Below are 13663 nucleotides of genomic sequence, written 5' to 3' on the forward strand. Positions count from 1 at the left end.
GGTCCGTGCCTGCGGACACACCATGCCGTTTAGATGAAAAGCAACCCCTTATCCCCTGTGCCTACCTCCAGTAATTATTTATCCCATATCCTGTCTGCCGATTTGCGTGCCGAAGTGACAACACTGCTGGCCCCGGCCGAAGAGGTATTGGCGTCGCTGCAGGTCGATCTTAACGCTTCGCTGCATTTCGCGCGCGGCACGGTGCTGCTTACCAATCGCCGCGTGCTGGCCAAGATGGAACAGGACAGCAGCTGGCGCGAATGGGCTTACCGGCCGGGTCTGAGCCTGAGCCACCATGACCATGCCGGCGTCGGCAGCCTGGAGCTGTTCGACGAGCAGCGGCAACTGGCCTGCTGGCGCTACACGCTCGGCCTCAACCTGGAAGCGCTGCGCCTGATCAAGGTTTTCGAGCAGCAGCGCGACGATTACCTGGCCGGGCGTTCAGCAGCGCGCCAGGAGCAGGCGCTTTGCCCGCAGTGCCAGGCGCCGTTGCCGCCGGGTAGCGATGAATGCCTGATCTGTCCGGAAAAAGGCGAAGCGCCATCCTCGACCTGGGCTCTGTTCCGGCTGGCGCGTTTCGCCACGCCCTACAAGGGCATGCTGCTGCTGGGCTTCATCCTGATGCTGATCTCGACTGCCGCTACCCTGGTGCCGCCTTACCTGATGGGCCCCTTGATGGATAACGTGCTGATTCCTTATCAGAACGGCAAGCCGATCAATTACGACCTGGTCAAGCTCTACCTGTCCGGATTGCTGGCTTCCGCCCTGGTGGCATGGAGCCTGGGCTGGGCCCGCACCTATATCCTGGCGCTGGTCAGCGAGCGTATCGGCGCCAACCTGCGCACTACTACCTATGAACACCTGCTGCGCCTGTCGCAGGAATATTTCGGCGGCAAGCGCACCGGCGACCTGATGGCGCGCATCGGTTCCGAAAGCGACCGTATCTGCGTGTTCCTGTCCCTGCACCTGCTGGATTTCGCGATCGACGTGCTGATGATCGTCATGACCGCGGTGATCCTGTTCTCGATCAATCCCTGGCTGGCGCTGGTGACCCTGGTGCCGCTGCCGTTCATCGCCTGGATGATCCACCTGGTGCGCGACCGGCTGAAGCACGGCTTTGAAAAGATCGACCGCATCTGGGCCGAAGTGACCAACGTCCTTGCCGACACCATCCCGGGGATCCGCGTGGTCAAGGCGTTTGCCCAGGAAAAGCGCGAAGCCACGCGTTTCCGTGACGCCAACCAGCACAACCTGCTGGTCAACGACCGCGTCAACAAGATCTGGTCGCTGTTCTCGCCGACGGTCACCTTGCTGACCGAAGTCGGATTGCTGGTGGTCTGGGTGTTCGGCATCTGGCAGGTCTCGAAAAACGAAATCACGGTCGGTGTGCTGGCCTCGTTCCTGGCTTACATCAGCCGCTTCTATACCCGCCTCGATTCGATGAGCCGTATCGTCTCGGTGACGCAAAAAGCCGCAGTCGGCGCCAAGCGCATTTTCGAAATCCTGGATCACGTATCGAGCGTGCCGGAACCGGCCAACCCGGTGCACCTGGAGCATGTGAAAGGCGCCATCGAGTTGCGCAACATCGGTTTCCGCTACGGCAACCGGGCGGTGATGCGCGACGTTAACCTGACCATTGCGCCGGGCGAGATGATCGGCCTGGTGGGCCATAGCGGCTCCGGCAAGAGCACGCTGGTTAACCTGATCTGCCGTTTCTACGATGTGTCGGAAGGATCGATACGGATCGATGGCGTCGATATCCGTTCCATGCCGATCTCGGAATACCGCCGCAATATCGGCCTGGTGCTGCAAGAGCCGTTCCTGTTCTTCGGCACCATTGCAGAGAATATCTGCTACGGCAAACCGGAAGCCACGCGCGAAGAAATCGTCGCCGCCGCGCGCGCCGCCCATGCCCATGAGTTCATCCTGCGCCTGCCGCAAGGCTATGATTCGCTGGTCGGAGAACGCGGCCAGGCGCTGTCCGGCGGCGAGCGCCAGCGTATTTCGATCGCACGCGCCTTGCTGATCGATCCGCGCATCCTGATCATGGATGAGGCTACTTCCTCGGTCGACACCACTACCGAAAAAGAAATCCAGAAAGCGCTCGACAACCTGGTGCAAGGCCGCACCACGATTGCGATTGCGCACCGCTTGTCGACCTTGCGCAAGGCGGACCGACTGGTGGTGCTGGACCGCGGCCAGATTGTCGAAGTCGGCAGCCATGACGAACTGATGCTGCGCGAGGGCGCTTACTACCGCCTGTACCAGGCGCAGCTGCGCAATGCCGATACCGAGCCGACCCTGGTCGATGAAGATAGCGAAGACAGTGACGAGAGGGCTGCATGACAATCCACGATTTCAAACTCAGCCGCAACGCCTTCGGCCGCCTGGTGTACACCGCCGCCGGCGGCGAAGTGCATGAAGGCGTGGTGCCGGTGCGCGCTTTTCCCATCGGCGCGCCGGACGACGGCATTTCACTGGTAAACGGCGACGGCCAGGAGCTGGCCTGGATTTCGCGCCTGAGCGATTTGCCCGGCGAAACCCGGACGATGGTTGAAAAAGAACTGGCGAGCCGCGAATTCATGCCGGAAATCCGCCGCATCCAGCGGGTTTCCAGTTTCACCGCACCCAGCACCTGGTACGTCGAGACCAATCGCGGCGATGCTTCTTTCACGCTCAAGGGCGAGGAAGATATCCGGCGTATCGTGGCGACCAGCCTGCTGATTGCGGACAGCCACGGCGTACAGTTCCTGATCCGCGATACCCAGGCGTTGGACAAGGCCAGCCGCAAGATACTGGATCGTTTCTTGTAATCGGCAGCGGCCTTGGCGGGCCGCATTCCCTTAGAACTGCTCGTCCGCACCCAGGTAGCGCCATTGGCCTTCCGGCAAATTCCCCAGCTTCACACCGCCAATCCGCACCCGTTTCAATCCCAGCACCTTGAGGCCGACCATGTCGCACATGCGGCGGATCTGGCGCTTTTTCCCTTCGCGTAAAGTGAAGCTCAACTGGTCGTCATTCTGCCATTTGACGATGGCCGGCTTGAGCTTCTTGCCGTCCAGCGTCAGGCCGTGGTTGAGGCGGCGCAGTTCGGCGTCGGGCAGCTTGTCGCCCTTGGTGTAGCGCACCCGCACCAGGTATTCCTTGTCGACGCTGGTTTCTTCGCCGATCAGGTGCTTGGCGATACGGCCGTCCTGGGTCAGCACCAGCAGGCCGACCGAGTCGATGTCGAGGCGGCCGGCGGGCACCAGGCTGCGCAGCTGGGTTGGATGGAACAGGGTCGGAGAGCGGTCTTCGCTCCAGCGGTTGGCTTCCTTGATCAGCGCTACCGCCGGCTGGTAGCCGTCTTCGGCCTGGCCGCTGACGTAGCCGACCGGCTTGTTGATCAGGATGGTGACGCGTTTCGATTGTTCGGCCGCGGCCTGGCGCTCGACGCTGATGCGCTGGCCGGGCAGGACTTTGCTGCCGAGTTCCGATACGACGACGCCGTCGACCCGGACCCAGCCGCGGGCGATCCACTCATCGGCTTCGCGGCGCGAGCATAGCCCGAGTTCTGACATGCGTTTGGAAAGGCGTAATGGTTCGGTCATGAGGTGCAAACAATAAGGAAGATAAAATACATCAGATATGCAGCGCATCCAGCAGGTCGGTTTCCAGCTGGATCTGCAGGCGTGCATGGTTGAGCGCATTGCCGTCGACCAGGAACACGTCTTCGACCCGTTCGCCGAGCGTCATGATCTTGGCGGTGTGCAGATTGATCTTGTGCTTGGCCAGCACGCTGGCGACGGAGAACAGCAGGCCGGTGCGGTCGTTGGCGGTGATCGACAGCAGGTAGTACTGGCCGCGCTCGTCGGGACGCAGGTCGACCGTCGGTGTTACCGGGAAGGTGCGCGACAGGCGCGACAGTCGTCCCTTGGACGGCGCCGGCAGGGGACTGTCGGTTTGCAGCAACAGCGTCAGTTCATGCTCGATCAGGTTGATGATGTCGCGATAGTGCTTGGCAAATAGCGGCGCGCTGATCAGGAAAGAGTCGAGCGCGTAGCCGTGCCGGGTAGTCTGGATCTTGGCGTCCAGGATGCTGAAATTCTTGCTGTCGAAATAGCTGCAGATGCGGATGAACAGATCGTTCCGGTCCTTGGTGTAGACCGCCACCTGCAGACCTTCGCCGATCGGCGCCAGGCGGCATTTGACGATCGGGCTCGGGCTATCAGTCTGGTTGTAGAAGGAACGGGTTTGCCAGGCGATGTCGGACGAGTCGTGGCGCAGGAAATAGGCGACGTCGAGCTGGCGCCACAGGGTTTCGTGGGCGTCTTCCGCCAGGCCGTACAGGCGCAGGGTTTTCAGCGCTTCTTCCTGGCGGTTTTTCAGCTCGCGGTCAGCCGACGGCGTTTCACCGCCGAGCACACGCAAGGTCATGCGGTACAGATCTTCCAGCAACTTGCCTTTCCAGGCATTCCATACCTTGGGACTGGTGCCGCGTATGTCGGCCACGGTCAGCAGGTAGAGCGCGGTCAGGTGCCGTTCGTCCTTGACCGTATTGGCAAAATTGAGGATCACTTCGGGATCCGACAGGTCCTGTTTTTGCGCCACTTGCGACATGGTCAGGTGATGCTCAACCAGGAACACCACCAGCGCGGTGTCCGCCGCCGGCAAGCCGTGCTGCTGGCAGAAGTGCAGGGCGTCGGTCATGCCCAGCTTGGAGTGGTCGCCGCCGCGGCCCTTGGCGATGTCGTGGAACAGGGCGGCGACGTACAGCAGCCAGGAACGCGGGAAATTGGCGATCAGCTGGCTGCAGAACGGATATTCATGGGCATGTTCGCTCATCGTGAAGCGGCGCACATTGCGCACCACCATCAGGATGTGCTGGTCAACGGTGTAGACATGGAACAGGTCGTGCTGCATCTGGCCGACGATGCGCCGGAAGTTCGGCAGATAGCGGCCCAGGATGCTGGTCTGGTTCATGCCGCGCAGCGCGTGGGTGATGCCTTGCGGCGCCTGGATGATCTGGATGAACAGCGAGCGGTTATGCGGATCGCGGCGGAAGCTGTTGTCGATCTTGACGCGGGCGTGCCACAAGGCGCGCCGGGTGCGTGCGGTCATGTCCTTCAGTTCGCTGTGCTGGGCCAGCAGCAGGAACAGCTCCAGCATGGCTGACGGCGTGGTCTTGAACAGGTCGTCGTGGGCGATATCGATCAGGCGGTTCAGATGGTTGAAGCGGTCGTTGATACGTTGCGGCACCATCGGCTGCGGGAACAGTTGCACTTCGATGTTCTGCAGCAGGATGGTGTTGAGCTGGGTCACCGCCTTGGCGGCCCAGTAATAACGCTGCATCAGGTATTCGCTGGCGCGCCGGGTTTCCGTGGTCTGGAAGCCGAGCGCTTCGGCAATCGGCGTCTGGACATCGAATACCAGCCGGTCTTCGCGGCGGTTAGTGTAGATGTGCAGGCGGATCCGGATATCCTTGAAAGCGCGCTCCTGGCGCGACAGCTGGCGCGCTTCGGCGGCCGTGATCAGGCCGCGCTGGGCCAGTTTGGGCCAGGATTCGCCGAGCCCGGCTGCCTTCGCCACCCACAGGATCACTTGCAGGTCGCGCAAGCCGCCCGGGCTCTCCTTGCAGTTCGGTTCCAGGCTGTACGGCGTATCTTCGTATTTGACGTGGCGCTGGCGCATTTCCAGGATTTTCCCCTGGAAAAAGGCGCAGGCGTCCATGGCGCCATTGCAGCGTTCCTGCAATTGCACGAACAGCGGATGGCTGCCGCTCACCAGCCGCGCTTCCAGCAGGCTGGTCTGGACTGTGATGTCGGCGGCGGATTCGCTCAGGCACTCGTCAACCGTGCGGATGCTGTGGCCGATTTCCAGGCCGATATCCCAGAACAGCTGCACCAGCTGTTCCAGCCGGGATTTCAATTCGGCGTCCGGACTGGCTTCCAGCAGGATCAGGACATCAACGTCGGAATGCGGGAACAGCTCGCCGCGGCCGTAACCGCCGACCGCCACCAGTGCTGCGCTGGACGGCAGTTCCAGCATTTTCCAGGCTTGCGTCAGGGCGATGTCGACACTGCGCCGCAGCGCCGTCAGCAGTTCGCCGGGTTTACCGTCCGCCAGGAAGGCAGAGATGATGGTTTGCCGCTCGCTTCTAAGCTGTTGTTTGAGTGTGGCGGCAAGGGTCGTCATGTAGGCGCGGGTCGAGATACAGCTCAACTAAGCGGCAGCGGCCGCTTGTTGGATGAATGCAGGCGGAGGCGGCGTACCCTCGGATACGGTCAGCACTTCGTAGCCGGTTTCGGTGACCAGCACGGTGTGTTCCCATTGTGCGGACAGGCTGCGATCCTTGGTCTTGATGGTCCAGCCGTCGCCCATTTCGCGGATGTCGCGGCGGCCGGCGTTGATCATCGGCTCGACCGTGAAGATCATGCCGGCTTCCAGCCGTTCCAGCGTGCCGGGGCGGCCGTAGTGCAATACCTGCGGCTCTTCGTGGAAGACCTTGCCGATGCCGTGGCCGCAGAATTCGCGGACTACGCTGTAGCCGGCTTTTTCGGCGTGCTGCTGGATCACATGGCCGATATCGCCCAGGTGCGCGCCGGGTTTGATCTTGGCGATGCCCAGCCACATGCACTCATAGGTGATGTCGCCCAGGCGCTTGGCCATGATCGACGGTTCGCCGACATAAAACATGCGGCTGGTGTCGCCATGGTAGCCATTCTTGATGACGGTAATGTCGAGATTCACCACGTCGCCGCTTTTCAGCACCTTGTCGCCCGGAATGCCGTGGCAGATGACGTCGTTGACCGAGGTGCAGATGGCCTTCGGATACGGCGTATAGCCAGGCGGGCAGTAATTCAGCGGGGCAGGGATGGTATCTTGTACATTTGTCATGTATTCATGGCACAGGCGGTCCAGCTCGCCGGTGGTGACGCCGGCTTTGACAAAAGGCGTGATGTAGTCGAGCACCTCCGAGGCAAGCTTGCCAGCGACGCGCATGCCGGCGATATCCTCAGCGGTTTTAATGGAGATGGAGGTCATAAGATTAGGAAAAATCGAGAAAATTCGGTGAATTCTTTAGCAAAAGGCGCAAAAAACGCCTGGATTCAGTCAGTATCGAGTCAATGAGCGATTATAAACGAGGCCAGCCGGATGCGCTTAAAGATATGCCTCGCAGCGCTTGAAGAAACCTGGGGTTTTGGGTTACAATCTTGGGTTAGCTCGAATTGCTATTGGGCTATATCGATGTTTGTGTAGTTTATTTTATGTGTCAAAACGCGAATTCACTCGAAAAGGGTGCTGTGTTTGTCTCTCGACAAAGGCGGTGACTGAGTGGGTTCCAGACCAAACCCTGGAGAAAATTATGTCCGTAACAATGCGTGAAATGCTGGAAGCCGGTGTCCACTTCGGTCACCAAACCCGTTTCTGGAACCCAAAGATGGCGCCGTTCATCTTCGGTCACCGCAACAAGATTCATATCGTCAACCTGGAAAAGACCCTGGGCATGTACCAGGAGGCGATGAAGTACATCCGCCAACTGTCGTCCAACCGCGGCAACATCCTGTTTGTCGGCACCAAGCGTCAAGCACGCGAAATCGTAGCTGCTGAAGCGGCGCGTTCGGGTTCGCCTTTCGTTGACCAGCGTTGGCTGGGCGGCATGCTGACCAACTTCAAGACCATCAAGACATCGATCAAGCGCCTGAAGGAAATGGAAGCATCGATCGAAGACGGTTCGGTCGAGAAGCTGAGCAAAAAAGAAGGCCTGATGTTCCAGCGCGAGCTGATCAAGCTGCAAAAAGCTATCGGCGGCATCAAGGACATGGGCGGCATTCCTGACGCAATTTTCGTGATCGACGTCGGCTACCACAAGGGCGCCATCACTGAAGCCGCCAAGCTGGGTATCCCGGTAATCGGCGTGGTTGATACCAACCACTCGCCAGACGGCGTGACTTATGTCATTCCTGGCAACGACGACTCGTCCAAGGCAATCGCTTTGTACGCTCGCGGTGTTGCCGATGCCATCCTGGAAGGCCGCGCCAATGCAGTGAACGACGTAGTTGAAGCCATCAAGGGCGCAGCTGGCGACGAATTCGTCGAAGTTAACGACCAGGCTTAAGCCCTGCATCTGAGGTTTCATACTCAGAAGAAAAAAGGGGGCGTGGTTGCCCCTTTTTTTGTATCACTTGCACCTGTTTTACCCGAATTTATTTTGAATGATGGCGCTGGATAGCTGTGGATCACCGGCACGGCGCCACTTGTTAGGAGAATAGTATGGCAGCAATTACAGCAGCACTGGTAGGCGAACTGCGCGCAAAGACTGATGCGCCAATGATGGAATGCAAGAAGGCGCTGACCGAAGCCGGCGGCGACATGGACAAGGCAGAAGAAATCCTGCGCGTGAAACTGGGCGGCAAGGCTTCCAAGGCCGCTTCCCGCGTGACCGCCGAAGGCGTGGTCGCGGCTTACATCGCCGGCGGCGTCGGCGCCCTGGTTGAAGTCAACTGCGAAACCGACTTCGTCACCAAGAACGACGACTTCCTGGCCCTGGCGAATGCCTGCGCCAAGCTGGTTGCGGAAAAAAATCCTGCTGACGTGGCTGCCCTGTCGGCGCTGCCTCTCGACGGCAGCACCGTTGAAGAGACCCGCGCGGCCCTGATCGGCCGTATCGGCGAAAACATGTCGATCCGCCGTTTCACGCGTTTCGACACTGCCGCCAAGCTGGTTTCCTACCTGCACGGCACACGCATCGGCGTGATGGTCGAATTCGACGGCGCTGACGAACAAGTCGGTAAAGACGTGGCCATGCACATCGCTGCTATGAAGCCTGTTTCGCTGTCGTCCGAGCAAGTACCTGCCGACCTGATCGAAAAAGAGCGTTCGGTAGCAACCCTGAAGGCGGCCGAATCCGGCAAGCCTGCAGATATCGCTGCCAAGATGATCGAAGGTTCGGTGCAGAAATTCCTGAAGGAAGTTTCCCTGCTGAACCAGACTTTCGTCAAGAACGACAAGCAAACCGTTGAACAGATGCTGAAGGCAGCCAACACCAGCGTTAAATCGTTCACCATGTTTGTGGTCGGCGAAGGCATCGAGAAGAAACAGGATGACTTTGCTGCAGAAGTTGCAGCGACAGTTGCTGCGGCCAAGCAGGCGTAAGCAAGAATACGGGCCGAAAGGCCCGTTTTTTTGGCTCTGAGGAATTTTCTTCCCAAGCCAAGGACTAAGGGATGCCTTGCTGAATTGCTGCCTCGTATCCAAGGGTAGGGAAAAGCCGCAGGAACCGGCGCCGCGTATTCTCGCTGTGCATGCTAAATAGCGCCGGTAGTGGATTTTGCTGCGGTTTGGCCTGACAATGGCGCTGCAGTCCTTCAGCACTACACAAGGCATCGACCAATATATATTTCAATCGGAAAGCCATAAGGGGCCCAGACCATGACAAAACCAGCTTATAAGCGTGTTCTCCTGAAACTCTCCGGTGAGGCCCTGATGGGCGACGACGCCTACGGCATCAATCGTGCAACGATTGAGCGCATGGTGGCTGATGTTGCCGAAGTGGCCAAGTTGGGCGTTGAACTGGCGATCGTGATCGGCGGCGGCAATATTTTCCGCGGCGTGGCGCCAGGCGCCCAAGGCATGGACCGTGCTACCGCTGACTATATGGGGATGCTGGCCACGGTGATGAACTCGCTGGCGCTGGCGGACGCCATGCGCCAGGTAGGCATCACGGCGCGCGTGATGTCGGCCATCAGCATCGAACAGGTAGTGGAACCGTACGTGCGGCCCAAGGCGCTGCAATACCTGGAAGAAGACAAGATTGTCATTTTTGCAGCAGGTACCGGCAATCCGTTTTTCACCACCGATACCGCGGCTGCGCTGCGCGGTTCGGAAATCGGGCCGAAATCGTCCTGAAAGCGACCAAGGTTGACGGCGTCTACAGCGCGGATCCGAACAAGGACCCGACAGCAACCCGCTATTCCCACATCACTTTCGACGAAGCGATCACCAAGCACCTGCAAGTCATGGATGCTACCGCGTTCGCCCTGTGCCGCGACCAGAAGCTGCCGATCAAGGTGTTTTCCATCATCAAGCCGGGCGCGCTGAAGCGTGTCATCCTGGGTGAAGATGAAGGCACTTTGGTACACGTTTAAATTATTTGCCCAATTTGTAATATTTGTGCAAATCGTTTGCACAAATTGCTGGCGCAAATCGCTGGCATCAATAAGTATTACTTAATTTAAAAAATCACCCGCTTTCGAAGAGGAGAACAGCATGAGTATTGCTGACGTCAAAAAGAATACCGACCAAAGAATGCAAAAGTCGCTTGAGACTTTGCGTGCCGACCTGGCGAAGGTACGCACCGGCCGCGCCCACACCGGCATTCTCGACCACATCATGGTGGAATACTACGGTAGCCCGACCAACCTGAGCCAGGTTGCCAACGTGACCCTGATCGATGCCCGCACCATCGGCGTGCAGCCGTTCGAAAAGAAAATGGTCGCGGTGGTCGAGAAGGCCATCCGCGAATCCGACCTGGGCCTGAATCCTGCCACCCAGGGCGAAATGATCCGGGTGCCGACGCCGCCGCTGACGGAAGAGCGCCGCAAGGAAATGGTGAAGCTGGTCAAGGGCGAAGCGGAAGATGCGAAAATTGCAATCCGCAATATCCGCCGCGACGCCAACGAAGGCTTGAAGAAGCTGGTCAAGGACAAGGAATGTTCGGAAGACGACGAACGCCGCGCACAGGACGAGATCCAGAAGCTGACCGACAAGTTCGTGGCTGAAATCGACAAGCAAGTGATCGATAAAGAAAAAGAGATACTGACGGTGTAAAACAGGGCAAGTACTGTATCTCCGGGGTACAGTGCTTATCTGCCGGTCTTTTCGTATTTCTCTGTTGTTTATTTCATTACTTATGGCCCATACAAGTTCCACGCAAACGCTACCAGCAATTCCGACGGTGCCGCGGCACGTTGCCATTATCATGGACGGCAACGGCCGCTGGGCGACCAAGCGTTTTTTGCCGCGTTTCGCCGGCCATGGCAAGGGCGTCGAAGCAGTGCGGACGGTGGTCGAAGCCTGCGTTGCGCGCGGCGTCGAATACCTGACGCTGTTTGCCTTCAGCTCGGAAAACTGGCGCCGTCCGGCCGACGAAGTGTCCTTGCTGATGCGTTTGTTCGTGGTGGCGCTGGAACGCGAGGTCAGCAAGATGCACGCCAACGGCATTCGCCTGAAAGTGGTCGGCGACCTGAGCCGTTTCGACGCCAAGCTGCAACAGATGATCGATAACGCCGAGCGCAAGACGGCCGGCAACACTACCTTGACCGTGACCGTCTGCGCCAACTACGGCGGCCGCTGGGATGTGATGCAGGCGGTGCAGAAGATGCTGGCCGCGCGCGGCTCGGATTCAGGGCAGGATCCCTCGGTGTTTTCCGAGGAAGAGCTGGCGCAGCACCTGGCGATGGCCTATGCGCCCGAGCCGGACCTGTTCATCCGCACCGGCGGCGAGCAGCGCATTTCGAATTTCCTGCTGTGGCAGCTGGCCTACAGCGAACTCTATTTCACCGATACCTACTGGCCGGATTTCGGCGCCGGCGAGCTGGACCAGGCGATTGCCTCCTATCAGCAGCGAGAGCGCCGTTTCGGACGCACCAGCGCGCAATTGCTGGAACAGGCTTCCTGATGCTGAGAACGCGTGTCATCACGGCCTTGCTGTTATTGGCAGTCCTGCTGCCGATCTTGTATTTCAATTATTTCCCCGCATTCGCCGTCGTTTCGACGCTTTTTTTTGCCGCCGCCATCTGGGAAAGCGCCAGGATCTTCGGCGCTGCTCCTAAAGCAGCCCTGGCCTGGGGCTTGGCGGCGCTGATCCTGTTTGCCGCCATCATGTACTACGGCAGCGGTCCCGATATCCGTCTGCTGTTCATGCTGTGCGTGGCAATCTGGGGTTTGCGGTTCGTGCCGGCGCTCGGTTTTGGCTTGCCGCCGCTGGCCAGCTTCGCCAACCGCATGGTCGCCGGCACCTACGCGATTGCCATTTTCGGCTGTTTCCTGGCGATCGTGGTGCTGTTCCATCACTCTCCTTTATATCTGCTGTCGGTCCTGGTGATCGTCTGGGTGGCGGATATCGGGGCTTATTTTTCCGGCAAGGCATTCGGCCGCCATAAGCTTGCGCCATCGATTTCTCCCGGCAAGTCCTGGGAAGGGGCGCTTGGCGGCTGGTTCCTGGTGCTGGCCATGATGTTCGGTTTTAGCCTGGCGCCGGCGCTGGCCGAGACCTTCCCGGCACGCCTGCTGGCAAGCTGGGGCTGGGCCGGATTGCTGGTGGCGGCGACGGTGCTGGTAGCCGCCAGCGTGGTCGGCGATCTGTTCGAGTCGCTGCTCAAGCGCCGCGCCGGCATCAAGGACAGCAGCAACCTGCTGCCTGGCCATGGCGGCGTGCTGGACCGGGTCGATGCGCTGATCCCGGTATTGCCGCTGGCTGCCTTATTGAGTTTCTGGTTTTAGGTCGTATGCAAAATATTACTATTCTCGGCTCCACCGGTTCGATCGGCATGTCGACGCTGGATGTGCTGTCGCGCCATCCTGAACGTTATTCGGTCTATGCCCTGACCGCCCACAGCCGGGTCGAACAGCTGGCGGAGCAATGCCTGCGCTTCAAGCCGCAGCTGGCCGTGGTCGGCAGCGCGGCGGCGGCGCAGCAGCTGAGCGCCTTGCTGCAAGACAAAGCGCCCGCGATCGAAGTGCTGTTTGGCGATGCTGCGCTATGCCAGGTGGCCAGCGCCGAGGCTTGCGACACGGTGATGGCTGCCATCGTCGGCGCTGCCGGGCTGGCGCCTAGCCTGGCCGCGGCCAGGGCCGGCAAGAAGATCCTGCTGGCGAACAAGGAAGCGCTGGTCATGTCCGGCCAGCTGTTCATCGATGCGGTGAAGCAGAGCGGCGCCGTGCTATTGCCGATCGACAGCGAACACAATGCAGTTTTCCAATGCCTGCCGCATGGCTATCAGCGCCAGCCGGCTGCGCTTGGCGTAGAAAAAATCCTGTTGACCGCGTCCGGCGGCCCGTTCCTGCACCGGGCGGTAGAGACGCTGGAGTCGGTTACCCCGGAAGAGGCAGTAGCCCACCCGAACTGGGTCATGGGACGCAAGATTTCGGTCGACTCCGCGACCATGATGAACAAGGGCCTGGAGGTGATCGAGGCGCACTGGCTGTTCGGCGCCGCCGCCAGCCAGATCGAGGTGGTGATCCATCCGCAAAGCGTGATCCACTCCATGGTGTCTTACATCGACGGTTCGGTGCTGGCGCAGCTGGGCAATCCCGACATGCGCACGCCGATCGCCTATGCGCTGGCCTATCCGGAACGGATCGCGTCCGGCGTCAGCCCGCTGGACCTGACCGTAGTGGGGCAGTTACAATTTACCCGCCCCGACCTGCAACGTTTTCCCTGCCTTAAACTCGCGTATGATGCATTGCAGGCCGGCGGTTCGGCTGCTGCATTATTGAACGCCGCGAATGAAGTGGCTGTCCAAGCTTTCCTAGATGGAAAAATCGGGTTTCGCATGATTGATCAACTGATAGCGCGCACCATGGATAAGTTGCCGCTGTGCGCAGTAAGCGATATCGATTTGTTGCTTGAGCAGGATCTTCTAGCGCGCCAGACGGTTCACAGTTTCCTGAACGCATAAAT

The 13663-nt window shown here is 59.6% G+C and carries 11 protein-coding genes and 1 pseudogene; 9 read left to right on the plus strand and 3 right to left on the minus strand.

Annotated elements, in window-relative coordinates; all coding sequences use genetic code 11:
* Nucleotides 1-33 precede the first annotated feature (33 nt).
* Entirely contained in the window at nucleotides 34-2346 is a 2313-nt protein-coding gene (locus tag CFter6_RS07635; protein ID WP_061539417.1) for a cyanophycin metabolism-associated ABC transporter, read from the plus strand.
* On the plus strand, nucleotides 2343-2813 hold the full coding sequence (locus tag CFter6_RS07640) for a cyanophycin metabolism-associated DUF1854 family protein (RefSeq protein WP_061539418.1): 471 nt from the start codon (nucleotides 2343-2345) through the stop codon (nucleotides 2811-2813). The genes CFter6_RS07635 and CFter6_RS07640 overlap by 4 nt, the downstream gene beginning before the upstream one ends.
* Before the next feature lie 30 nt (nucleotides 2814-2843).
* On the opposite strand, the gene CFter6_RS07645 is transcribed toward CFter6_RS07640, so the two are convergent.
* Genes CFter6_RS07645 through map form a run of 3 tightly spaced genes read right to left on the minus strand, consistent with a single transcriptional unit; the run spans nucleotide 2844 to nucleotide 7023 of the window.
* Complete coding sequence (locus CFter6_RS07645; RefSeq protein ID WP_061539419.1) at nucleotides 2844-3590, minus strand: pseudouridine synthase; 747 nt, start codon at nucleotides 3588-3590, stop codon at nucleotides 2844-2846.
* Between the two features lie 31 nt (nucleotides 3591-3621).
* Nucleotides 3622-6174 (minus strand): [protein-PII] uridylyltransferase, encoded by a 2553-nt coding sequence (locus tag CFter6_RS07650; RefSeq protein ID WP_061539420.1) that lies wholly within the window; start codon nucleotides 6172-6174, stop codon nucleotides 3622-3624.
* A gap of 27 nt (nucleotides 6175-6201) precedes the next feature.
* Nucleotides 6202-7023 (minus strand): type I methionyl aminopeptidase, encoded by an 822-nt coding sequence (map, locus tag CFter6_RS07655; RefSeq protein ID WP_061539421.1) that lies wholly within the window; start codon nucleotides 7021-7023, stop codon nucleotides 6202-6204.
* A 322-nt stretch (nucleotides 7024-7345) separates the two neighbouring features.
* Between map and rpsB the strand changes: the two genes are divergently transcribed.
* The 7 genes and pseudogenes from rpsB to ispC all read left to right on the plus strand — a co-directional run bounded on the left by rpsB (nucleotide 7346) and on the right by ispC (nucleotide 13661).
* On the plus strand, nucleotides 7346-8098 hold the full coding sequence (gene rpsB, locus CFter6_RS07660) for a 30S ribosomal protein S2 (protein WP_014005317.1): 753 nt from the start codon (nucleotides 7346-7348) through the stop codon (nucleotides 8096-8098).
* A 155-nt stretch (nucleotides 8099-8253) separates the two neighbouring features.
* Complete coding sequence (tsf, locus tag CFter6_RS07665) at nucleotides 8254-9135, plus strand: translation elongation factor Ts (RefSeq protein WP_061539422.1); 882 nt, start codon at nucleotides 8254-8256, stop codon at nucleotides 9133-9135.
* A gap of 276 nt (nucleotides 9136-9411) precedes the next feature.
* Nucleotides 9412-10127: pseudogene (gene pyrH / locus CFter6_RS07670) on the plus strand (UMP kinase).
* 121 nt (nucleotides 10128-10248) lie between these two features.
* Nucleotides 10249-10809 (plus strand): ribosome recycling factor, encoded by a 561-nt coding sequence (gene frr / locus CFter6_RS07675; protein WP_061539423.1) that lies wholly within the window; start codon nucleotides 10249-10251, stop codon nucleotides 10807-10809.
* A gap of 82 nt (nucleotides 10810-10891) precedes the next feature.
* Nucleotides 10892-11659: a polyprenyl diphosphate synthase gene (gene uppS, locus CFter6_RS07680; protein WP_061539424.1), complete on the plus strand. Its 768-nt coding sequence runs from the start codon at nucleotides 10892-10894 to the stop codon at nucleotides 11657-11659.
* Complete coding sequence (locus CFter6_RS07685; protein WP_061539425.1) at nucleotides 11659-12483, plus strand: phosphatidate cytidylyltransferase; 825 nt, start codon at nucleotides 11659-11661, stop codon at nucleotides 12481-12483. The genes uppS and CFter6_RS07685 overlap by 1 nt, the downstream gene beginning before the upstream one ends.
* Before the next feature lie 5 nt (nucleotides 12484-12488).
* Complete coding sequence (gene ispC / locus CFter6_RS07690; RefSeq protein WP_061539426.1) at nucleotides 12489-13661, plus strand: 1-deoxy-D-xylulose-5-phosphate reductoisomerase; 1173 nt, start codon at nucleotides 12489-12491, stop codon at nucleotides 13659-13661.
* Nucleotides 13662-13663: the final 2 nt, after the last annotated feature.

The organism is Collimonas fungivorans (assembly GCF_001584145.1).
GTDB lineage: Bacteria > Pseudomonadota > Gammaproteobacteria > Burkholderiales > Burkholderiaceae_D > Collimonas > Collimonas fungivorans.

What these genes read in the sequence shown, in the direction of transcription:
- CFter6_RS07645 (WP_061539419.1), bottom strand. Translation starts at nt 3,590, where the DNA reads ATGACCGAACCATTACGCCTTTCCAAACGCATGTCAGAACTCGGGCTA.
- CFter6_RS07635 (WP_061539417.1), top strand. Translation starts at nt 34, where the DNA reads ATGAAAAGCAACCCCTTATCCCCTGTGCCTACCTCCAGTAATTATTTA.
- uppS (WP_061539424.1), top strand. Translation starts at nt 10,892, where the DNA reads ATGGCCCATACAAGTTCCACGCAAACGCTACCAGCAATTCCGACGGTG.
- CFter6_RS07640 (WP_061539418.1), top strand. Translation starts at nt 2,343, where the DNA reads ATGACAATCCACGATTTCAAACTCAGCCGCAACGCCTTCGGCCGCCTG.
- CFter6_RS07650 (WP_061539420.1), bottom strand. Translation starts at nt 6,174, where the DNA reads ATGACGACCCTTGCCGCCACACTCAAACAACAGCTTAGAAGCGAGCGG.
- map (WP_061539421.1), bottom strand. Translation starts at nt 7,023, where the DNA reads ATGACCTCCATCTCCATTAAAACCGCTGAGGATATCGCCGGCATGCGC.
- CFter6_RS07685 (WP_061539425.1), top strand. Translation starts at nt 11,659, where the DNA reads ATGCTGAGAACGCGTGTCATCACGGCCTTGCTGTTATTGGCAGTCCTG.
- rpsB (WP_014005317.1), top strand. Translation starts at nt 7,346, where the DNA reads ATGTCCGTAACAATGCGTGAAATGCTGGAAGCCGGTGTCCACTTCGGT.
- frr (WP_061539423.1), top strand. Translation starts at nt 10,249, where the DNA reads ATGAGTATTGCTGACGTCAAAAAGAATACCGACCAAAGAATGCAAAAG.
- ispC (WP_061539426.1), top strand. Translation starts at nt 12,489, where the DNA reads ATGCAAAATATTACTATTCTCGGCTCCACCGGTTCGATCGGCATGTCG.
- tsf (WP_061539422.1), top strand. Translation starts at nt 8,254, where the DNA reads ATGGCAGCAATTACAGCAGCACTGGTAGGCGAACTGCGCGCAAAGACT.